Annotated in this window: 21 protein-coding genes; 3 read left to right on the forward strand and 18 right to left on the reverse strand. The window is 50.8% G+C overall.

What is annotated here, in order from left to right:
* Positions 1-11 precede the first annotated feature (11 nt).
* From gspL to gspC, 10 genes are read right to left on the reverse strand one after another with little or no spacing between them, the layout of a single operon-like run.
* Positions 12-599 (reverse strand): type II secretion system protein GspL, encoded by a 588-nt coding sequence (gene gspL, locus KG631_RS18700; protein WP_365868082.1) that lies wholly within the window; start codon positions 597-599, stop codon positions 12-14.
* Positions 596-1,582 carry a type II secretion system minor pseudopilin GspK gene (gene gspK / locus KG631_RS02690; RefSeq protein WP_213995095.1) on the reverse strand — a complete coding sequence of 329 codons (987 nt, stop codon included), beginning with the start codon at positions 1,580-1,582 and terminating at the stop codon, positions 596-598. Before gspK ends, gspL begins: the two co-directional genes overlap by 4 nt.
* Complete coding sequence (gspJ, locus tag KG631_RS02695) at positions 1,582-2,301, reverse strand: type II secretion system minor pseudopilin GspJ (protein WP_213995096.1); 720 nt, start codon at positions 2,299-2,301, stop codon at positions 1,582-1,584. Before gspJ ends, gspK begins: the two co-directional genes overlap by 1 nt.
* Entirely contained in the window at positions 2,294-2,662 is a 369-nt protein-coding gene (gene gspI / locus KG631_RS02700; RefSeq protein ID WP_213995097.1) for a type II secretion system minor pseudopilin GspI, read from the reverse strand. The genes gspJ and gspI overlap by 8 nt, the downstream gene beginning before the upstream one ends.
* Positions 2,662-3,249, reverse strand: coding sequence for a type II secretion system minor pseudopilin GspH (gspH, locus tag KG631_RS02705; protein WP_213995098.1), 588 nt, complete (start codon positions 3,247-3,249; stop codon positions 2,662-2,664). Before gspH ends, gspI begins: the two co-directional genes overlap by 1 nt.
* Positions 3,249-3,692, reverse strand: coding sequence for a type II secretion system major pseudopilin GspG (gene gspG / locus KG631_RS02710; RefSeq protein WP_213995099.1), 444 nt, complete (start codon positions 3,690-3,692; stop codon positions 3,249-3,251). The genes gspH and gspG overlap by 1 nt, the downstream gene beginning before the upstream one ends.
* 1 nt (position 3,693) lies before the next feature.
* Positions 3,694-4,914: a type II secretion system inner membrane protein GspF gene (gspF, locus tag KG631_RS02715; RefSeq protein ID WP_213995100.1), complete on the reverse strand. Its 1,221-nt coding sequence runs from the start codon at positions 4,912-4,914 to the stop codon at positions 3,694-3,696.
* A complete protein-coding gene (gene gspE / locus KG631_RS02720; protein WP_213995101.1) occupies positions 4,914-6,425 on the reverse strand; it encodes a type II secretion system ATPase GspE in 1,512 nt (503 codons plus the stop codon). The genes gspF and gspE overlap by 1 nt, the downstream gene beginning before the upstream one ends.
* Positions 6,425-8,542 carry a type II secretion system secretin GspD gene (gspD, locus tag KG631_RS02725; protein ID WP_213995102.1) on the reverse strand — a complete coding sequence of 706 codons (2,118 nt, stop codon included), beginning with the start codon at positions 8,540-8,542 and terminating at the stop codon, positions 6,425-6,427. Before gspD ends, gspE begins: the two co-directional genes overlap by 1 nt.
* 30 nt (positions 8,543-8,572) lie before the next feature.
* Positions 8,573-9,508 carry a type II secretion system protein GspC gene (gene gspC, locus KG631_RS02730; RefSeq protein ID WP_301003551.1) on the reverse strand — a complete coding sequence of 312 codons (936 nt, stop codon included), beginning with the start codon at positions 9,506-9,508 and terminating at the stop codon, positions 8,573-8,575.
* Positions 9,509-9,676: 168 nt separating this feature from the next.
* Here gspC and hslR point away from each other — a divergent pair, with 168 nt between their 5' ends.
* Both hslR and hslO read left to right on the forward strand, forming a co-directional pair.
* Positions 9,677-10,087, forward strand: coding sequence for a ribosome-associated heat shock protein Hsp15 (gene hslR, locus KG631_RS02735; RefSeq protein WP_213995103.1), 411 nt, complete (start codon positions 9,677-9,679; stop codon positions 10,085-10,087).
* A gap of 10 nt (positions 10,088-10,097) precedes the next feature.
* The gene (gene hslO, locus KG631_RS02740; RefSeq protein WP_213995104.1) at positions 10,098-10,943 is read left to right on the forward strand and encodes an Hsp33 family molecular chaperone HslO; all 846 of its coding nucleotides are present in this window, start codon (positions 10,098-10,100) and stop codon (positions 10,941-10,943) included.
* A gap of 60 nt (positions 10,944-11,003) precedes the next feature.
* Here the strand turns inward: hslO and KG631_RS02745 are convergent, their stop codons facing one another.
* From KG631_RS02745 to greB, 5 genes are all read right to left on the reverse strand, one after another.
* Positions 11,004-14,744, reverse strand: coding sequence for a S8 family serine peptidase (locus KG631_RS02745; RefSeq protein WP_213995105.1), 3,741 nt, complete (start codon positions 14,742-14,744; stop codon positions 11,004-11,006).
* A gap of 356 nt (positions 14,745-15,100) precedes the next feature.
* Positions 15,101-16,414 carry a two-component system sensor histidine kinase EnvZ gene (envZ, locus tag KG631_RS02750; protein WP_213995106.1) on the reverse strand — a complete coding sequence of 438 codons (1,314 nt, stop codon included), beginning with the start codon at positions 16,412-16,414 and terminating at the stop codon, positions 15,101-15,103.
* The gene (gene ompR, locus KG631_RS02755; RefSeq protein ID WP_141397766.1) at positions 16,414-17,139 is read right to left on the reverse strand and encodes a two-component system response regulator OmpR; all 726 of its coding nucleotides are present in this window, start codon (positions 17,137-17,139) and stop codon (positions 16,414-16,416) included. Before ompR ends, envZ begins: the two co-directional genes overlap by 1 nt.
* 88 nt (positions 17,140-17,227) lie before the next feature.
* Positions 17,228-17,437: a hypothetical protein gene (locus KG631_RS02760; protein WP_213995107.1), complete on the reverse strand. Its 210-nt coding sequence runs from the start codon at positions 17,435-17,437 to the stop codon at positions 17,228-17,230.
* Positions 17,438-17,499: 62 nt separating this feature from the next.
* Positions 17,500-18,006 carry a transcription elongation factor GreB gene (gene greB, locus KG631_RS02765; RefSeq protein WP_365868087.1) on the reverse strand — a complete coding sequence of 169 codons (507 nt, stop codon included), beginning with the start codon at positions 18,004-18,006 and terminating at the stop codon, positions 17,500-17,502.
* Between the two features lie 73 nt (positions 18,007-18,079).
* On the opposite strand from greB, the gene KG631_RS02770 reads away from it, so the two are divergent.
* Complete coding sequence (locus KG631_RS02770) at positions 18,080-20,401, forward strand: Tex family protein (RefSeq protein ID WP_213995108.1); 2,322 nt, start codon at positions 18,080-18,082, stop codon at positions 20,399-20,401.
* Between the two features lie 26 nt (positions 20,402-20,427).
* On the opposite strand, the gene KG631_RS02775 is transcribed toward KG631_RS02770, so the two are convergent.
* From KG631_RS02775 to bioH, 3 genes are all read right to left on the reverse strand, one after another.
* Positions 20,428-21,315, reverse strand: coding sequence for a putative metalloprotease CJM1_0395 family protein (locus KG631_RS02775; RefSeq protein ID WP_213995109.1), 888 nt, complete (start codon positions 21,313-21,315; stop codon positions 20,428-20,430).
* Between the two features lie 5 nt (positions 21,316-21,320).
* Complete coding sequence (locus tag KG631_RS02780; protein WP_213995110.1) at positions 21,321-21,626, reverse strand: excinuclease ATPase subunit; 306 nt, start codon at positions 21,624-21,626, stop codon at positions 21,321-21,323.
* Between the two features lie 64 nt (positions 21,627-21,690).
* Positions 21,691-22,467 carry a pimeloyl-ACP methyl ester esterase BioH gene (bioH, locus tag KG631_RS02785; RefSeq protein WP_213995111.1) on the reverse strand — a complete coding sequence of 259 codons (777 nt, stop codon included), beginning with the start codon at positions 22,465-22,467 and terminating at the stop codon, positions 21,691-21,693.
* Between the last annotated feature and the right edge of the window lie 34 nt (positions 22,468-22,501).

The raw sequence follows: 22,501 nt of genomic DNA on the forward strand, positions 1-22,501 counted from the left end.
TATCGGCTAGCTCAGGGGCTATAACTGGCAATATTAGGCAGGGCTGCCAATGCCAGATACTGGGGCCACCAGCTACTATCAATAGCACTGGCCTGCCAGGGGCCTTGCTTGATCAGCCACTGTTCATTCAGCTCAATACACGCTGGTAAAGGATTGTCAGGTAATAGCAGGGCATCAGGTAACATCCGCGTCACGTTAAATCCGGCTTCTCGCAGCCAGCTTAGCCAGCAATCTATCCGCTGTCGCTGCACAACGGCCACTTGCTGTTGATACTGGCCCTCTTGTTGTGCCAGCTCTCCCAACGCCAACCACAGTTGATCAATATCTTCCGCCTGCTCATCTTCCAGCATATAAGGCAGCGCCTGCAAAATTTGCCGGGTCGGCCGGGTAGGCAGGCTCACCTGTTTTAACACCACGTCTGACGCTGGTACCAGGGCAATAACAGGCCGGGCACCAACACGCTCTGCCAATTGCCGCAGCTCACCGGCGTTAGCTATTTCACCTGACGCTATGACCTCATCACTATGGCTGGCCCAAACCAGCCAGCTAATAGTCTGGCCTGCCCGGCTTCCCAGCCTGATAATTAACTGTTCACTCACCCCTGGCCTCCAAATCGCCGGGCCAATACCCTGACTGTATTCTCATCATCTACTCTGAATATCGACGTTAGCACGAAACCACTTTCCAGATAAGAAGTGGTTGCGAGTAACTGAAAGTAACTGGATTTTATCGTTAATAGCGCTTTTACGTCATCTGCCATTTCAACACCGGCAAGTTGTGGTAAGGCCAATAATTCATCGACACTGCTAAAGCCGCCTTCCGGCCGCTCTGCCAGCAGATCAATCGCGTCTGCTTCAGTAAGCTCCGGTACCAGCGCGGCCAGTAGTACCGCCGTTTCCTCTGTCAGGGTATTAATATTTAACTGCAGCTGATTATTTTCAGGTATCACGCAAATATACGGTAGCAGCAGTTGCATATCAGCCGGGGTAATATCCAGCATCAGCCTTAACTCACTGTTCGATACCATCAGCGAATTGGCCGTGTAATAAGGAAACTGCAGTGCGGCGTAATCATCTTCTTCAGCACTGCCAGCGGTACTGAGCAAACTGTCTTCATCCAGCCAGTCGTGTACCCGTGCGACCAAATATTCAGCCGGTATCGATAAATCTGTGGCAACCAGTTCCAGCAACCGATTAAAACTGCGCTGCGCTGCGGTTTGCTCAATCCGGCCGGACGGGCCACGCTGGCCGGCTTGCTGTAGTGCATTTAAATTAAAACACGCTTGCAGATCAGTAATTTCGCCGGCGATATTACCATCCGCTACCGGAAAGCTGGCACCGCTTTGCGCCCAGTCCTGCTCAAGGTTAACCGTCTCTTCACCGCTTAAACTGCGGCTTAGCAGCACCCGGGCAAAGTGCTCTGCTCCCATCGCATACCAGAAAGCCTGTTGCTGCTGTTGCAGATTTTGCTGGCGTTGCAACTGTAATTGCAGGCGGCCGGTCATATTGACGGCTATCACCACCACTATTGCCACAATCATTAATACGGTGATCAGCGCCGCGCCGCGCTCAGTTTGTCGCATCAGCGCTGTCCCCGCCGCTGCTCATCCGGTTGTCGCGGGTCAGCCGGGCTGTCCCGGTTATTGTCCTGCCGGTTCTGACCAGGTGAATCAGGGTTAGGGCCAATCGCAGTGCGCTGCACTACCATGCCCGAGGGCAAAGTAAATATCCGCTCTATTTCACCAAGGTAGTCATGAGTCAGCGTTACTTTTACGGCTTTTGGCATAACACTGTCCTGCCACTTCTCCAGCCATTCTTCTCCTTGCAGGTAGCTCACGGTAAATGCTGTCAGATCTTGTTGCAGCCCCTGTACCATTGGCTCACTGCCTGCTACGGCATCAGGGTAAAGGCTGAATAAACGTTGCAATTCGCCCTGCTGCAGCCGGTAAGCAACCAATTGCACTTCAGCCCGGGGCAAAATATGGCCCGGATTACGCCAGCCCTGGCGAGTGAAACTGAGGCCATGATCTTCACTTTCCAGCAAATACTGCTCGCCATACAACCGGTATTTTACCGGCGCCTCACCATCCAGCCGGACATGACGGGTACTGATCTGCATAAAATCCCGTTCCAGCAGCAGCATAGTGCGCTGCAACTGCTGAATTCTTGCTGTTGCCTCCTGCGATAATTCATCGCTATTGGTCACGCTGGTTAATACCGCAACAGAGGCCAACCCCACCATGGCAAAAATTGCCGTAGCCAGCAACATTTCAATAAAGGTAAAACCGTGCTGTTTAACCACTGGGTTTACCTATAAATGTAGTGAGTTGAAACAGCACGTCATCGGGTTGCTCAACCAGACTGATACTGACCTCCAACTGGCGCAAATCAGCGTCGGGCACAGTAGTGGCCTGCTGCCGCCATAGCCATTGCCGGTTAGCCATTTCAACTTCACCCTGCAAAATCTCTTTTGGTGGCCAGTCGGGCTCCAGCATCGCCAGTTGCAGTTGGTTGTTCGCGACATAGCTCGCTATGGTAAGCTCTTCAATCTGACTCAGCGCCCGGATATGGCCCGAGCTGGCCTGCATAATCGCCAGACCCGCAGTGGCAAATATTGCCATTGCTACCAGTAGTTCTAATAAGGTAAAACCGCGGTTGTTCATCAGCGCACCGCGATAACGTCGGAACGGGTAAGCGGTATGGTGAAGTCGGTGCCTACGGTCTGACTGACCTGTTCTAAACGCTCTCCAAGCTGAAACATTAACCGGAATGGGCTGACTTCACCAGAGGATAAAATAAACACCTGTGGCAGTACCGGTGGCTGCTCGCTGTCGCTGTTTTCAAACTCATCATCATCCTGCCAGTTTAGTTGGCTTAACAAGCTAAGCTCAGCCCCTGGCAACCCTTCCAGCTCCAGTTGCAGCCGGATATCCTCTGCTAACTCATAAGTTTCAGCCGCTTTGGGCTCGTCTGCCTGCAGCCATTTTTCACCGTCAAAATATACAAAACTGTAGCTGCCTTCCTGTAATACCAGGCCCCATTCCTGCTGTTTTAACATCGCGGTTTCCGCAATAAACTGAAAAACCTGCTGGAACCGTTCAGTTTCTTTAGTCAGCCTTTGCTCTGGCGAATCGCCACTGAAGTTCAGCACGACAGTGGTAGCCAGTAAGCCGATTAACAGCATTACCAGCATCACTTCCAGTAAGGTGAAACCAGTCTGGCGCAACCGGCTAAGCAGTATGGTCGGCATTAATTTTCGCTGCTTTCTTCCGCGTCCAGGTTCCAGTTACCAATGTCATCATCAGTACCGGCCACCCGATCCGGACCCTTGCTGTACACATCAATCCGGCCCAGCTGACCCGGACTCACCATAATATAGTCTTCGTTCCACGGGTCTTTCGGTAACCGACGAATAAAGCCACCTTCCGGGAATGAGCGCGGTGCCGGTTGCGAAGTTGGTGCTGTTACCAGCGACTCAATACCCTGCTCGGTAGTGGGGTAAAAACCATTGCGTAGCCGGTACATGTCCAGCGCACTTTCCAGCTGCTGAATATCGACCACCACTTTCTGCCGGGCTGCCTGCTCCTGATTTCCCATTAAATTAGGCACCACCATACTGGCAATAATGCCCAGAATCACGATAACGACCATTACCTCAAGCAAGGTAAAACCTTTTTGTGTCTGCCTTAACATCTTATCCACCTACCATATTATTTAACGCTAAAATGGGCTGTAATATTGCCATTACAATAAATAACACCATGCCCGCCATCACTGATACCAGCACAGGTTCAAATACTTTTAACGAGACCGTTACCAGCGATTCAAATTCTTTATCCTGGGCGTTCGCTGCCCGCTCCAGCATACTGTCAAGCTGGCCACTTTTTTCCCCGCTGGCAATCATATGTAGCATCATCGGCGGAAACATTTTGGTTTGTTCCAGTGCATTTCGAAGCGAGGTACCTTCACGTACCCGGCCTGTGGCCTCAGCCACCGCTTCTTTCATATAGCTATTGCTAAGCACATCGGCACTTATCCGCATGGCTTCGAGCAGTGGCACTGAGCTGGCATTCAGGATACTTAAGGTACGGGCAAACCGGGCGGTATTCAGGCCGCGGCTTACCTTGCCGAACATGCCCAGGCGCAAGGTAAAACGGTCCCAGCGGTATTTCAGCTCAGGCTTACGTAATGCCCGCTGCCAGAATACCGCTGCCAGCATGATAGCGACCAGCACCACAATACCGTAGTTACGGATAAAATCACTGGCCGCTATCAGAAACAACGTGGTACCCGGCAATGACTGGCCCATATGTTCAAACTGACCGACTATTTTTGGCACCACGGCCGCCAGCAAAATACTGATCACTAAAACCGCGAAACAGGTTAAAATGATCGGATACAACAACGCCTGTAAAATCTGGCTGCGCATATGCTGACGCTGCTCAGTATAGTCGGCCAACCGGTTCAGCACTTGCTCTAAATGGCCGGACTTCTCACCTGCTGCCACCATCGAGCGAAACAAATGGTCAAACACATGCGGGAATTCCGCCAGGCCTTCGGCCAGGGTATAGCCTTCGACGACTTTAGAGCGTACTGCCATCATCATGTTTTGTAAGCGCGGTTTTTCACACTGTTCGGCTACCGCCAGCAGCGCGCTTTCAATGGGTAGAGCGGCTTCCACCAGTGTCGCCAGCTGCCGGGTTAGTAACGCCAGCTCTGCAGCAGAGATTTTCCGGCTTAGCCATTTTCGACCCGACGCAACCAGTTTTTCCTGTTGCGAGGCTAATTCAACACTGAGCGGCTGCAGTTTTTGCTCCCGCAGCATTTGCCGGGCGTGACGGGCGTTGTCGGCCTCCAACACGCCTTTATTTTTTTTGCCGCGTAAATCGAGTGCCAGATATTCAAATGCGGCCATTACACATCCTCGCGGGTAACCCGCAATACCTCTTCCAGAGTGGTTTCACCGGCCAGCACTTTGCTAAAACCATCGACCCTGATACTGGGACAATGGGCCCGGGCATATTTCTCGATTGACTGCTCACCTTTGCCGTTATGGATCATTTCGCGAATGGTCTCATCCACCTGTAACAATTCATGGATGCCGGTTCGGCCACGGTAACCGGTATAGTTGCAATGTTCACAGCCTTTAGCACGGAAAATCTGCTGGCCGTCTTTTTTGCTGATACCCAGTAAATTGCGCTCTTCTTTGTCGGGGTCATGCAACTCTTTACAGTGACTACACAGCGTACGTACTAAACGCTGAGCCAATACACCCAGCAGGCTTGAGGATAATAAAAAGGCTTCTACCCCCATATCTTCCAGCCGGGTAATGGCGCCGGCTGCTGTATTAGTGTGCAGAGTAGACAATACCAGGTGGCCGGTTAAACTGGCTTGCACCGCTATTTGTGCCGTTTCAAGGTCGCGGATTTCACCCACCATTACCACGTCCGGGTCCTGGCGAAGTATTGCCCGCAGGCCGCGGGCAAACGTCATATTAACCTTAGTATTAACCTGAGTCTGGCCTACACCTTCCAACTCATACTCTATCGGGTCTTCAACAGTCAGAATATTGCGATCTTTAGTATTAATTTCAGTCAGCCCGGCGTACAAGGTAGTACTTTTACCTGAGCCGGTGGGACCGGTAACCAGAATAATGCCGTGTGGTTTTAAAATAAGTTTGGAAAACGCCTGTTGCACCGCCAGGGTCATGCCTAAATCGGCCAGATTCAAATGAGAGTTATTTTTATCCAGTAATCGTAATACCACGCGCTCACCATGGCTTGACGGCATGGTAGACACCCGCACATCGACAGCGCGGCCGGCAATTCTCAGGCTAATCCGGCCATCCTGCGGCACCCGCTTCTCAGCAATATCCATTTTCGACATAACTTTAATCCGCGACACCAGCAAGCTGGATAAGCGCCGGTTAGGCCGCAGTACTTCACGCAGCAGGCCATCGACCCGGAAGCGGATAATCAGCGCCTTTTCAAAGGTTTCAATGTGAATATCCGAGGCACCAAGTTTAATCGCCTCACCGAGCATGGCATTGATCAGTTTAATAATTGGCGCGTCGTCTTCGTTTTCCAGTAAGTCTTCTGTCTCCGGAATATCATCGGCTAATGACGCCAGATTAACTTCATTGCCAATGTCTTCCATCAGTTGCTGTGCCTCGGAAGAATCGCGCTGATAGCTGGCTTCCAGCAAGGCTTCAAATTCCGTCGCTGACAACGACGTTACGGAAAAACTTTCTGCCAGTAAGCGCCGCACTTCCAGCACTGATTCAGGCCGGGTGGTTGGTTGCACATATAACAACCAGCCATCCTGCTGTTGTTGCAGCAGCACGCCATGGCGCTTGGCAAAGCTGAATGGCAACCTGATACGGCTGCTAACCGGTTTAACCTCTTCTTCTGCTACCAGGTCTTCCATCAGTCGCGGCTTCCGGTAGCGGGCTGCTGCTCAGCCGGTTGCTGCTGTTGTTCTTCCATAAAGCGATCGAAGGTCGGTGGCAGAGCCAGTGAATCATCCCATTCCGGCAGTACCACCTGTTTGGTATTCGGCATTAAGCGGATACCCTCTTCCTCACGCAGTAATTGCTCAGCACGAATATGGTTATATTTGGCCTTGGAAATACCAGAGATAGCAGAGCCTTCCCTGACGATGGTAGCTTTAATAAACACCATCAGGTTACGCTTCTGCTTAGTGACACTGGTCGATTTAAATAAATGGCCTAACAAGGGTATATCGCCCAGCAGCGGCACCTTGGATTCACTTTCCTGGACATCTTCATCAATTAAGCCGCCAAGAACGACGGTAGCACCATCGTCGGTCATTACCGTGGTTTTAATTTCGCGTTTATTAATAGTGATATCGACCGGCGTAGCGCCACCTATACTAGACACTTCCTGCTCAATAGTCAGCTGAACGGCATTGCCTTCGTTTATCTGCGGGGTAACTTTCAGCTTAATACCCACTTCCTGCCGCTGCACCTGCTGGAACGGGTTGGTATTGTTTGAACCGGTAGTCGAGCCGGTAATCACCGGCACTTCCTGGCCTACCAGAAAAAACGCTTCCTGATTATCCATGGTAGTAATATGGGGTGTTGCTAATACATTAGAATTGGTGCTGGTGCGTACAGCCTGTAAAATGGCAGCCCAGTCGCCGCGATAAAAACCCAGCATAGCGCCATTCAAACCGCTTAACACCTCGGCTAACATCGAATAGTCGCGGTTTGAATCAGGTGACGTTTGAGTTACCGGCACACCATCAACAATCGTGGTGGTGGTTGAGCCTGGGGTAACCTGTGAGGCCTGAGCAGCCCCGGCCGCTACGCCAATAATCGGAATGGTATTACCATTGCTGAAATTAGTACCACCGCCATTGGCGTTCAGCCACTGCACCCCAAAATCAGTGCCATCGCCTTCAAATACCTCGACAATAATAGCTTCTACCAGCACCTGAGCGCGGCGAATATCCAGCTGCCGGATGACATCTTCTAACGACCGCATCATATCGGGCTGGGCGGTTACCACCAGCGAGTTACTGTCGGCATGCGCTTCGATACTAATTTCCCGGCCAGTACCCTGGCTACGCCGGGCGCCCTGTGAACCAGCCGCACCACCAGCGCCACCTTGCACTTCTGCCACGATAGAGTCACTAACGCCTTTCAGTACCGGCACTAATTCTTCTGCTTTAGCGTACTTTAAATAATAAACCCGGGTATTGCCGCTGGTTTTCAGCTCGGCATCCAGCCGCTTAGCCAGCTCAATCACCCGCTGCCGTGCTTGCAACTCGCCACTGACAATAACGCTGTTGGTTCGCTCATCGGCGACAATTTTCGGGATCAGAAAATCAGGCTGCTCCGCCCGGCCCTGGCTTTTATAGATATTTTCCAGAATGCGGACAATTTCGCCGGCTGAGGCAAATTCCAGCTTTAATATTTCCAGCTCCTGATCGCCGGCTTTATCAACCCGTTGAATAATATCGACAATCCGGTTTACCACTGCCGCCGGGCCAGTCATCATAATCACGTTCGATGGGTCATAGTTAACCACATGGCCACCACCGGCCTGGTTACTGAACTGGCGCAGCAAAGGCGCCAACTCGCGCACAGAGACGTTGCGAACCTGCACTACCCGGGTCACCATTTCATCGCCGTAGCCCGGGGCATCGTCGCCTACCACCGGGATATTCGAGGTTTTGGCATCTTTATTCCGGACCACTTTTAAAATGCCGCTTTCCATTTCCACCACAGCAAAGCTATATACTTCCAGCACATTTAAAAAGAACTGATAGTACTGCTCCTCGTTCAGCATTTCATAACTGCGGACATTTATCCGGCCCCGTACCTGCGGGTCAACAATGATGGTTTTCTTCAGGTTCATACCAACGATATTGATAAACTCGTTAATATCAGTGCCTTTAAAATTAGGTGAATACTGCACTTGTTCAGTATCATCGGCCAACACGGCAAAACTTAATACAGCACCCGCCAGAAAACCGGCTATGGAACGCGCTGAACCCCTGAAAAAACCACCTGATATCATGAGAAATTAACCAATAGTTATCTAATTATGTTATTGCGACAGACTAAACAGAATATCTCTGGTTTCGCCGTCCCGTTCTATTTTAATTGCCGCTTCAGTGGCATCTCGGAGCTCATTAATCACCCGCATTGCCTGCTGCATATCATTAAGCGGTATGCCGTTGATCTCAACAGCTAAATCGTTCTGCTGTAACCCCAGCTGATTGAATAATGCCGGGTCTTTGCCAGGCATTAACCGATAGCCAACCAACTCACCATCCCGGTGCTGCGGCGATACCCGGACATAATCAAAAAATTTCATTGGCTCTGCCAGCAACTCATCGCGGCTTATGCCTAACTCGCTTTCATCCAAGGCAGGTGCTTCGGCCTGCGGCAATGCAACCAGTTCATTTTCATATGCAGGCTCAGGGTTATCTTCCCGACCTAACCCGGCATTAGCCTGGGCCATTTTGGTATATTCAATGCCGTCCAGCATCAGGGTTTCAAAGCGACCCGCTTGCTGAATAAGCACCCTGTCAATTAATACCTGTTTAAGGACCGCATTGGTACCGTCAATAGTATCGTCAATAGCGTAGGTACCTTCACTGCCGCGGCTTTCAATAATAGCGCTGCCACTGTTTGGATCTGCCTGGGCCACCACCCCGGTTAACTTGACATTCAATTGGGTTTTTGGTGCTTCAGTCACTACCGGCGCGGCTTGTTCGGGCTCAGCGGTAACCTTGCCGAAAAGAGGATAACTCAGCAGCTGGTCAATATGGGTGGAAGCCTTGCCCGCCGCAGTATCTGCCGCCGGCTGCAATGGCCCCGGGCTTGCCAGTTCAGGCGTTGGAACTAACTGCCAGCTGAACCGTGCCAGCAGCCAGGCGAGCAGAAGGACCAGAACCAGATTCAGTACCTTGCGGATAGTACTGACCGGCAGACGCTGGCTATAGCGGTTAAAATCTTGCATCGACAAGGACAGGTTCATTTCAGCTTTCTTATAATAAATTCGATTTCATCTTACTCAGTTGTCGGCTTGCCAACAAGAGCCTGCACATATTTTCACAACTTACTAACAGCAAAAATAATAGCGGGACTACGCTTCGCCAGTCGTTTGGCACTATAATGCACATTCAGTTCAGCATACAGGTTAAATATGACAACAACGCAAGCCAAAACCCAACAAAATGACAGCATCAGGCTGGATAAATGGCTTTGGGCGTGTCGATTTTACAAAACCCGCGCCCTGGCTAAAACCATGATTGAAGGCGGCAAAGTACACTACAATGACCAGCGCTGCAAAGCAAGCCGCCAGGTCGAGATCGGCGCCACAGTGAAGCTGGCACAGGGCAGCGATGAAAAAACAGTAGTCGTAGTGGGCTTATCAGAAAGACGCCTGGCCGCGCCACTGGCCCAGGCTTTATATCAGGAAACTGAAGCCAGCACCGAACAACGTCTGGCCCGGGCTGAATTGCGTAAAACCAACAGCCTGTTTGCCCCGCACCCGGACACTAAACCGGATAAAAAAATGCGCCGCCAGTTATTACTTTTAAAATCCAAGCAGTAAGAGAGATGTTATGAACCCGGATAAGTTACACCGCTTTTTGTTTCAACAAAAACATGTCAGAGGCGAACTGGTGCAGGTTGCAGACAGCCTGGACCAGATGCTGCGAAATCATCATTACCCGTTACCGGTGAAAAAATTGTTGGCTGAACTCGTGGTGGCGACCAGTTTAATAACCGCCACGCTGAAGTTTGATGGCGAAATTGCTGTGCAATTACAAGGCGATGGCCCGGTTAAGTTTGCTGCAGTAAATGGCGATAACCAGCAGAATTTCCGAGCGGTGGTACGACTGCAAGCTGAACTCAGTGGTGATAGCTTTCGCGAGTTAATGGGTGAGGGTTATATGATTGTCACTATCACCCCTCGCCAGGGTGAGCGCTATCAGGGTATTATTCCACTAACCGGCGATACCCTGACCAGCACCCTTGAAGGCTATTTCGCCCAGTCTGAACAATTACCGACCCGCTTGTACATTTTTACTGACATTTCGCAGCAGAACAGTGCCGCTGGCCTGATGTTGCAAGTGCTGCCGGTTGAGCCGCAACAAGCTGCCGCCGATTTTGCCGAGCTGGTCGTGTTAGCTGATACCGTAACGGCCAATGAGTTGCTGACGCTGCCCGCCGAACAGATGCTGTACCGGTTGTTTCACCAGGAGCAGGTTGAGTTGTTTCCGGCGCAGGATGTCAGGTTTGTTTGCGGCTGTTCCCGCCAGAAATGTGAAAGCGCTCTGTACAGTATTGGCAAAGAAGCACTTGGCGAGCATATTGCCGAAGGTAAACTGGAGATGACTTGTGAGTACTGCAATCAGCAGTATCAGTTCAGCGCAGAAGAGTTACAGCAAATCAGCAATCAACTGTAATAAAAACGCCCCGCTGCTGCGGGGCGTTTTCATTTAACAACATTATGTTGCTACTACAGCTTAGTTTGCTTTAGAACGACGACGCAGCAAGGCTAAAGGTAGTAACAGTAAGCCAAACACACCAAAACTGCCGCCTGAGCCTTTATTGACAGTTACCTGAGCATTAGCCGTGCCGCGCATCCCTGAGCTGTCGGTGGCTGTCACCGTTACCGTGTGTACCCGGACGTCAGATTTAACCGGCATTCTGGCTAACATAAGCTGACCATTTTCGACTTTAAACAGTGGATTGTTGGTGCTGACTGAAACCAGGCTGGCATCAGCTTCAGTGACCTCAACTGCTACGTTACCCAGCACCGTGCCGGCAGCACTGCCAATCAGCACGTCATTGCTGGTGACATTTACTGTAACAGCGGGTTGTTCATCAGGTACATTGTTAATCTGAACAGTCACTGTTGCCGGTGCAGAAACCGCACCATTAGCATCCATTGCCGCCACTTCAAACGTAACCTCTGTCATCCCGGCTTCGTAGTCGAGCGCCTCAGCATTGGCAACGACTACCTCACCATTGCTGCTAATGCTCAAGGCATTAGAACTGCTGGCTAACGTAACGATTTCAGTAATAACGGTTCTGAAATCACTGGTCGCTACAACCTGGCCAACCACACTGCCGTTACTGGCATTTTCATCAACCATAATCCGTTGCCCGGCAGCGACAACCGGCTCTGCGACTGCAGCGTTAAAATCTGCTATCGCAACCGCTTCGGCCTGAGCAGACAACATCACAAAGCTACGGTTGTCACCGGCGTCACGCACCACGTAGGCTTTTTCGCCGGCAGCCAGAGTGTCCACGGTAGTATCCACGTCTGTTTCATCTGCATTGTCGGCTGTTGCCGGCACGGCTTCAGACGATAAGCTAATTTGCGGGGTTAGCTCAACGCGGACCAGGCTCACCAGCTCATCTGCCGTATTAGCCGGGTTCAACGAATAGCTGTTGGCGTTAGTCCGGAAGCGGGCAACAATGTCGCTACCGATATCGTCGGCAGTCAGACCGATATCTTCCAGACACGACTCCAGCGTTACCTGTTTACCACCGGCATAGTGAATAACATCGCCCAGCTGGCCTGACAACACGCCAAAGCGGGTGTTGAAGGACACCATTGCCCCCGGGAACGCGGCATAAGCTTGCCCCAGTCGGGTTACCAGCAAGGTGTTCATGGTGTAGTCCAGTACACCATCACCATTTATGTCTAAGTCAACTGCATAGTTACCTTGCAATAAATGGTTAATGCCACCAGCCAGATGGAAAGTAGGATAAGCGGCATAACCCGTGCTACACCAGGCCGCTTCATCAACATTCAGCGTAATAGCGGTAATATCGTGTTGCGGCATAACATCGGCGTTAAGCTCAGAGGTGGCCACCAAAGCCGAAGCAACCGGCTCAACCGGAACGACGCCAGTATTGGTAAGAGTATTAATCAGCTCCTCACCAACCATTTCACTGCCAAGCGACAACTGAGCTGAAGGTTTAGGAATAACATGGTATACCATGTGTAAGTCTTGCTCGCCGCTGGTGCTGGTATCGTTAAACACCAGTGCGCCATCAAACTCGGCCTGACTTAACGCCGCAGCAGCCCCAACATCTTGCCAGGTTAATTGATTAACCAGACCAAACGCAGGTAACTTCGATGGGTCAATAGTTAACGTCACATCAAACTGTACAGTTTGGCCAGCTGGCACCATAACTGTAGCCGGATGTTCCCAACTGGTTGCTCCGGTAGCCGTTTTGTCCGCAAAACGATCTTCCACAGACAATTGGTAAGTACGCTCTTGCATACTGAAGTTTTTCAGTGTGACCGTTTTGGTCATGCTGCTTACTTCAGTTAAGGTTTGCAGACCGAATGATAAAGCAGCTTGGCGGGTTTCGAAAGCGGGTTCATGAACCCAGGCAGCTACCGGCAGATTGACGGCTTTTTCAACATCGACCAAACCCGCACCAATCAAGCTGATAGGTGCAGCAGCAGCGTCCGGATTAATAGCCGGGGCTTCCATAAAGACATTCAGGTTAGCGCTGTTCATTAACGTTGCTTTAATTTCAGCTGCATTACGCTCAGGCATTGCTTCGCGAAGTAAAGCAACCGCACCGGCCGTAATAGGACCAGAAAACGACGTTCCCGTTGCCGGCGCTAAACCATCACCTGTGCCAACATCAGCCACCATAATATCAACGCCTGGGGCAGTGATTTCTGGTTTTAACAGGCCACTCATCGACGGACCACGCGAGCTAAAGCCTGCTACCGCACCGGCCCCCGAACGGGCTTCAGAGGTAATGGCATAACTTACTTCCATATCGTCAAGCAGCATTGCCTGAATTGCATCACCAACCTCTTTGCTGATCATCACAGTAGGAATGGTGATGCCGGTACCATCACCACCGGCAACGATTGGTGCTTCACCCGGGTTACTGTTGGCAATAATAACGAAGGCAGCGCCACGCGCCTGCGCATTTAGTACTTTCTCTGAGAAGGCACAGACGCCACGGGATACTAATACAGCTTTACCTGTCAGATCAGCATCTTCTGCCAATGGGTCACAAGCAGTATATTCGCCTGGCACCAATACGAGCGGCGTATCAGCAGAATTAAAGGAAAAATCGAAAGTCGGATTAAATCCGGCCGCTACCATCACAGCAGACTCGCCACCGATTTCAGTCGAGCTGAAAACACCAACTGATGTTGTCGGGTGAGACATGGCGCCAACAGATAACGCATTAGGTGTAGTACTTGGACCACCTACACGGAAAGGCACATTGCCATCGTTACCCGCAGAGATAACCATATTCACGCCCAAATCAGACGCGCGCTGGATCAGAAATTGTGTACCTGAAATAGTTGAGGTTGAGCCAAACTCACCACCAAGTGACATATTGATAACGTCAACACGGTCAGCCAGGTTGCCATCACCATTGGGGTCCATCGACGCTTCTAATGCTGCAATTTGATTAGCGCCAGAACAGCTTCTGGTACAAATTTTATAAGCGTATAGATCAACGCCCGGTGCAATACCCGTTACAGAATGAGCAACTGAAGTACCATGGCCACCGCCATTTACGCCTATTCCATCATTAATTGGATCGATCGGGTTGGCATCGTTGCCAACGAAATCGAAGCCACCCTTGACCTGACCTTGTGGCCACATCGGCGCAGTTTGGTCTGCAAAAGCATCTGCATAGGCTTCTGGTGTTCCCGCACCACCAAAAGCAGCATGAGTAAAGTCAACACCACTATCTAATATCGCGACCTTTACGCCCGCACCTGTCGCTTTTCCAGACTGAACGGTTTGTGCGGCTTTGATATACTCTGCAGAATCGGCAACATGCAGTTCACTGTCATATACCGGCATGATATCGGCAACCAGCGCATTTTGCTTTAACGCCTGCAACGTAGCTGCATCTGCAGTAATGACCATGCCGACAGCCAGTCTGGTGGTTTTTGTCAGGACCTGTGCATCCGGGTTGAGGTTGAACAGAACCTGGCTTACGCGTTGCTGAACAGTTTCAGCTTCCAGTGTCAGTTGCTGTGCCTGAGCCTGGTTAAAGCTCTCACCCTGCAACGCATAGCTTGCCGCAGGTGCCTTTAACAATACATACCAGGCTGAAGGCGCTTGCTCTTGCAAACTTACTGTTACGTCGCCAAATAATTCGTGAACACTCTGATGATTGGCAGGTTTTATTTTTGATATCCCGGCATTGGCCATGCCTGAAATTGCGAGGCTGACCGCTGTGGCCAGAAGGGCTTTATTCATGGTTCCCAAGGTGTACTCCTAATTGTACTGCAAGCGTACTTTTATATTTTTTTGACAATGACTGGCTGCCGCAGAGGGTGCGGCACAAAGCCCAGACAATGTTGATTAGTTGCTTTTGTACGATGCGATTCGCAAAAAGCAGAATGCCGTTTCAGATGTATTCATTTTAGTAAGGCACACTTTGTTTTATCACAGATGTAATCAGATGTAATTTTGCAATTGTAAGAATTTGCGACAAGACAGTGTAAAAAATAGTAGCAACAATGCTAACTTCGTTACCAAATGTTGACAGCAGCGCCAGAACCATTGCCTTCTGGCTGCTGCAACTTACAGGATTGATTATGAATGTATATGATTTACAAGGCTGCTTTTACAGGCAAATAAACCCTGACCACCAGGCCACCATGGGCATGATTAAATAAACTGATGCTGCCCTGATGGGTATCGACAATTTTCTTTATAATGGCTAAGCCTAAACCTGAGCCTCCACTGCCGCGGGCTTCATCACCCTGGGTAAAAGGCGTAAACATTGCGTCCATTTTATGCTCCGGAATACCCGGACCGTGATCCCGCACTTCCAGATATACCTGTTTGCGACTTTTTTCATAACCGGTACGTATTTCAATGTCGCCATCACTGTAGCGAAGCGCATTCTCCAATAGGTTATTCAATACCCGTTTTATCGCTATTTTACGCAACATTATAGCCGGCAGTTTCGGATCGAGCTCGGTAATAAAATGACGTTGCTGAACCTGCTCGGCCAGCACCAGCTCGTCTATAAGTTCGTTCAAACTGACGCTTTGCAGGCTTTCCTGCTTATGATGGCGTAAGAAATCAATAAACTGGTCGATAATCGCATTCATATCATCGATATCGTTGACAATGCCATCGCGGATCCAGCTGTCCTGCTCAGTCATCATTTCTGAGGCCAGGCGGATCCGGGTCAGTGGCGTACGTAAATCATGCGATACCCCGGCCATTAACAATGCCCGGTCCTGTTCCAGCCTTTTTATACCTTCCGCCATGTAATTAAAGGCCCGGATCACGGAGATAATTTCGGTGGAGCCTTTGTCTGCACTTAACGGCGGCGGAACATCGCCACGGCCAACCTGTAACGCCGCCTGCTGCAACGATTTTAAAGGCCGGTTTAAGTGGCGGGCAAAAACCCAGGCACCACCGACACTTAACACACCGATAAGTAGTAAATAAAACGTCAGTGGCGAAAAATCTGTTTCGTCCAGGCCAGATAACGGCACTTTTACCCAATAGTCCGGCGCTTGTGGTGGCTTTACCCAGAACGCAAAAGCGGCGCCCTGCTCAATCCGCACTTCAGCTTCACCATCGAGTTCAGCCGACATTTGCTCTGAAAAATAGCCATAGTAACGGGCATTGGCCAGCCCCTGCTGCACTGCCTCAGCGTCGCTATAAACCTCAATACCGGTTGCTTGACTGAAACGGCGGGTCAGTTCATCAGACAGTACCGGCGTGTTCTGGCCCACATCAATAAAAACCACCTTAATTTGCTTGGCAATTAAGTGGTTTATTTGCTGCGTAGTCGGTTTAATAAAATACAGTGCCACCGACACATAGGACACGAGCTGATTAATCAGCAATAAAAAACCAATTAAAAATACTGTCTGACCGAAGGCGCTACGAGGTAGCAAACGCATCAGGCAATGCTGCCGTCTGGCACAAATACATAGCCCAAGCCCCAGACGGTTTGAATGTAGCGCGGGTTCGTGGCATCGTCTTCCAGCATCCGTCTTAATCGCGACACCTGCACATCTATACTACGCTCCATCGCCGAATAATCACGGCCGCGGGCCTGATTCATCAGTTTATCGCGAGACAGCGGCTCACGCGGATGGCTGACCAGCACTTTCAGCACAGCGTACTCGCCACTGGTCAGCGGCAGCGGCTGGTCGCCTTTGCGCATCTCACGAGTCGCCAGATTAAACGTAAATGGGCCAAAGCTGATAACGGTTTCTTCCTGCGATGGTGCACCGGGTAAGTCTTTACTTTTACGCCGCAACACGGCTCGGATCCGCGCCAGTAGCTCGCGCGGGTTAAAGGGTTTCGGCAGATAATCGTCAGCCCCCATTTCCAGACCGATAATCCGGTCCACTTCATCGCCCTTGGCAGTGAGCATGATAATGGGCACATCATTATTTTGCTGACGTAACTTACGGCAAATAGACAAACCGTCTTCACCCGGCAGCATTAAATCAAGTACCACCAGATGAAAATGCTCACGCTCCATCAACCGCTGCATTTGCTCATAGTTACCGACGCTGCGAACCTGATAACCTTGCTCAACCAGATAACGCTCAAGTAAAGCGCGCAAACGTAAATCATCATCAACTACAATAATTTTCAGAGTTTCCTGGCTGGTCATCACACATGCTTCCGTTGTTTTTTCTCACTATAAACGAAAAAACCGCCATTGTTACTACCATGGCGGTTAAACTGTGTTACAAAATTTTTCAATCTTGCTGATTTGTCGTTGACTGCTGACGTTTCATTGGCGGATTAACCCAGTAAATCTGGGCAGCATGGGTACTGTACTTGCTCGAGGTTTCCACTTTCTGGATATAGTCGTAATCAGGTTCCATCGCATACTGTGCTGGTGTCGTGCTGCAAGCCGTTAGCAGGGCGGCGGGTATTAACAGGTATAGCTGACGTCGGGATTTCATTTTAAGGCCCTCCCATAAAGCTAAAATCCAGTTTCAGTATAGTACATTTTTTAACCAGTACATTATTCTTTGTCTGTTGACGACTGATAGCTGATTGCTGTAATCAAATACCACTGCTCACCGGCAGGCGTAACGACTTTCACCTCATCATCCAGCGATTTACCCAGTATGGCCCTGGCCAGCGGCGAGTCGATACTCAACTTATTAAGGCGCAAATCAAATTCGTCTGGGCCCACCAACCGGTAATTTTTCAAATCGCCTGTTTCATCTTCCAGTTGCACCCAGGCACCAAAGTACACTTTGCCCTGCTGTTTTGGCGAAGGGTACACTATCTGTAGCTGCTCCAGTCGCTTGGTCAGAAACCGTACCCGACGATCAATTTCCCGCAGCCGTTTCTTACCATAAATATACTCTGCATTTTCAGAGCGATCGCCCAGCGCAGCAGCGTCAGCAACCTGCTGAGTGACCCGCGGCCGCTCGTCTTTCCAAAGGTAACGAAGCTCCCGCTCCAAAATATCGTAGCCTTCACGTGTAATCAGATTGGATTTTTTCATGCTGAAAGTAGACAATTCACCCTGCTCTTCATATTTCGTATCATACTTTGCCCGCCACAGGGCCGCAAAGTCGAAGGATTTTATAGTTATGTCAATGATTGTTAAGCAAATAGCCAGCGAAATAGCCGCCAGGCCAGAACAGGTGGCTGCAGCTATCGCCCTTTTAGATGAAGGTGCCACCGTGCCCTTTATTGCCCGCTACCGCAAAGAAGCCACCGGCGCGCTGGACGATACGCAATTACGTTTACTTGATCAACGACTGAATTACCTGCGCGAACTGGAAGAGCGGCGTCAGGTTATTTTAAAAACTATTGCCGAGCAAGGTAAGCTTAGCGCAGAACTGGAACGCGACATTCTGGCTGCTGATAACAAAACCCGGCTGGAAGACTTATACCTGCCTTACAAAGCTAAACGTCGCACTAAAGGCCAAATGGCAATTGAAGCTGGTTTAGCCCCGTTAGCTGATGCCATTGTTGCTCACCCGGAGCAGGATCCTGAGCAACAGGCTGTGGCCTATCTTAATGCCGATGCCGGCTTTGCTGATGTCAAAGCCGTACTGGACGGGGTGAAGTTTATTTTAATGGAGCGGTTCGCCGAAGATGCCACCCTGCTGGCTCGGTTGAGGGCCAAGCTTAGCCGTGATGCGGTATTAAAAAGTACCGTCGTTGCCGGCAAAGAGCAGGAAGGCGCTAAATTCCGTGATTACTTCAGTCATACCGAACAATGGAAAAATATCCCGTCGCATCGCGCCCTGGCGATGTTTCGTGGCCGCAATGAAGGGGTATTGCAGTTGCAGTTGTTACCTGACAGCGACGAAGCTAATGCCCATGCCCTGTGCGAGCAAATGGTGGCCGACCACTTTGACATACGCCAGCAACAACGGCCAGCCGATACGTTTTTACGCACAGTCGTGCAGTGGACCTGGAAAGTAAAACTGCATTTACATCTGGAAAACGACTTACTCAGTGAGCTGCGCGAGCGGGCTGAGCTGGAGGCTATCAAGGTATTTGCCCGCAACATGGCCGATTTATTGATGGCCGCACCGGCAGGTATGCGCCGCACCCTGGCACTGGATCCGGGCCTGCGTACCGGGGTTAAATGCGCGGTGATTGATGAAACCGGTAAGCTGTTGGCCCACAGTACTATCTTCCCCCATGCGCCGCAAAACTTGTGGGATAAATCTGTCCGCACTCTCAGTCAGTTATGCCAGCAACATAAAATCGAGCTGATTGCCATTGGTAATGGCACGGCCTCGCGCGAAACTGACAAACTGGCTGCTGAGGTAATTAAAGCGGTTAGTAACGATAGCCTGAGTAAAGTAATGGTCTCTGAAGCTGGTGCCTCAATTTATTCGGCATCAGAATTAGCGGCACAGGAATTTCCAAATCTCGACGTATCACTACGTGGGGCCGTATCTATTGGCCGGCGTTTGCAGGACCCGTTGGCCGAGCTGGTAAAAATTGAGCCTAAAGCCATTGGGGTTGGTCAGTATCAGCATGATGTCAATCAAAGCCTGCTGACCCGCTCGCTGGATGCCGTGGTCGAAGATTGTGTTACCGCCGTTGGCGTAGATTTAAACACGGCCTCTGCCGCGTTGCTGGCCCGGGTCGCCGGTTTAAATAAAACCCTGGCCCAGAATATTGTGCAATACCGCGATGAAAATGGCCGTTTTAATGAGCGCAAAGAGTTGCTGAAAGTCCCGCGGCTCGGGCCCAAAGCGTACGAGCAAGCCGCCGGCTTTTTACGGATCAATAACGGCAACAACCCGCTGGATGCCTCGGCAGTGCACCCGGAAGCCTACCCGCTGGTAGAGAAAATTCTAAAAACAGCACAACAGCCTGTTACCGCCGTTATTGGTAACAGCAGCTTTTTAAGCAGTATTGATCCGGCTGCCTTTGTGGATGAGCATTTTGGTTTGCCCACTATCAGCGATATTTTGAAAGAGCTGGATAAACCTGGCCGTGATCCGCGGCCTGAATTTAAAACAGCCAGCTTTAAAGATGGTGTGGAAACACTGCACGATCTGAAACCGGGTATGCTGCTGGAAGGTGTCATTACCAATGTGACCAATTTCGGTGCTTTCGTCGATATCGGGGTGCATCAGGATGGCTTGGTCCATATTTCATCGTTAACCGATAAGTTTGTCAGCGATCCGCATCAGGTGGTAAAAGCGGGTGACATTGTCAAAGTTAAAGTACTTGAGGTTGATATTAACCGTAAACGAATCGCTTTGACGATGCGACTGGATGAGCAAGCACAGCCTGAAAATCAGAACAAGCCAGCAACCAGACCGGCTAATCAGAACAATGCCAAAACCAACCGGCCTGCGCCAAAGGCGGTGAAAGCCGAACCTGGCAATGCCGCTATGGGCAATGCCTTTGCTGAAGCCCTGGCAAAGTTTAAAAAGTGATAGGGTGACTTAGCTGGAATACTTGATCAGGCTTGCTGGCGCAGCGGTCGCTGCGCAGGTTCTGTCGCCAGCTGATAAAACCGGCTGATCACCTGGCCACGACGCTGCATTTGAGCCAGGGTATCAAACTCAGGGAATACCAACCCTGCTGCCGGGCTGTTATTGCTGATTGCCTCATTGTCATAGCGAATTTGTGAGTTATCAATGGCGGCGCTTGGCTGGCCCTCTGCTGCCGGCTCGTTACCGCCTGACGCGTTTGCCTGTGCCGGCGCAGTTTTTTCTGCGACCAATTCAGTTTGCGCCTGCAGCAAGCGCTGGCTGGCTTCAGCGGCAATTCGCCGGTCGGCTGACGACGGTTCTGCCGGCGCTAACGCTGCCGCCTTAACCTGCTGCATTTTCTGAATGGTAGCCTGCGGATCCCCGGCTACCGGTGCAATATCTATTTGCACCTCTCCCCCGACAGCATATTGCCTGCCATCCGGGCCCTGCTCGTAACTGTAACTGGGCGCACTGGCATAGCGTCCACCAATACTGGCGTGCGCCTGCTCATGGCTGCGGACCTCCTGGTCTCTGGCCTGCAACTCTTTGACTTCCTGTTGCTCAGCTTGTTGCTGCTGTTGCTCTGCCTCGTCCCGCTGCTGTTGCTGACTGTTATCTCCGGACTGCTCTGGCCGGCCTTCGATTGCCTGTTGCGTTTCGTTCGATTTACCGCTGGCGTCATAGCTGCTTACTGAACCAGCATTATTGCTGCTGCGGCCTTTTTCCTCAGTGGCCACCGCCCGTTCTGCCTTACCTTTATCCATTTCCCGAACCGGTTCTACCAGTTCACGTCGTTGCATATCACGGCGGGCTAACTCAGTCGGTGGGTTTGCCGTATTTATGCTGACGTTTGGATAATAGGAGGTAATTTGCATTTAGCTTACACCCGGACATCAATAATAGTGCCCAGCGCTTCATCAGCCGCCTGAACAGAGCGTACGTTTGCTTCTGCAGTACGGGTCTCGTTGGTTAACTGCACCAGGCTTTGTTCAACTGAGGGTGCTTGTGACTGGGTCGGCCGGTTTTGTTCCGGCGCTTCTGCCTGGCGCACATCCGTTTCAGCAGCAGCAACCTGCTGCTGATTGGCAGTGGTTTGCCGGTTAATATTAACGGTGGCCTCTGTTACACCCGCTGAAGCACGTTGAAATCCCTGCAAACCGGCATTAAATGCTGATTGAATCTCCATCATTGCCTCCTCTCACCTAAATAATGTTTAATTATTGACCAAAATGAGCTAAAAAGAAAGTCGCTTAGTCGCAAGCCGGTGTTGCCGCTGTCAGCCAATCATTAAGCCAGTCAAGAAATGCAGACCGGTGAGAAATAAACGGCGCATGTGATGCTTTAGCCAGCACCGTCAATTCAGCAGCCGGTAGCAATTTTTGCAATTCACAGACAACTGCCGCCGGCACCAACGAATCAAGCCCGCCAAAACAGCCCACTACAGGCTGGGTCAACCCAGCAAAATCTTGGCGCAAGTCCTTACTGGTCAGAAATTCCAGCCCGGCGGCCAACGCCGTAGCGCTGGCTTGTGGAAACGCAGCTATCGCCTGTTTAAGCGCTGCGGCGTCACTCTTGGCCGTTGCTGAGCCCATCGCCTGGATCGCTAAAAAACGGCCGATAGTCTGAGCTAAATCACGCTGCAACGACTGGGCAAACTGCTGCATCACTGCCGCTTTCATGCCCGGCCAGCCAGGATGCTGTAAAAAGCATGGTGTTGCCGCAATCAGCGCCAGCTGACGCACTTTTGCCGGATAACGTTTAGCCAAAGCAATCGCCAACAGCCCGCCCAGTGACCAGCCACAGAGCAGGCTATTAGTTGGAATTTGTCTTGCCAATTCAGCCAGTACAGTGTCGAAATTGTAGGGTTCAGCTAGTTGTTGCGCTAAGCCAAATCCCGGAATATCCAGCGGCAGCACCTGCACTGTTGGCAGAATATCAGCCAGCAAAGTATGCCAGACACCTTGATTTACGCCCCAGCCATGCAGAAGTACCAGCACAGGTTTGTCAGTTTTGCGAAATTCTGCCATGCTGCTTTTATGTTTCCCTGACGTTAATTTTATG

Origin of the sequence: Arsukibacterium sp., from assembly GCF_018402695.1 — a bacterium.
Lineage (GTDB): Bacteria > Pseudomonadota > Gammaproteobacteria > Enterobacterales > Alteromonadaceae > Alishewanella.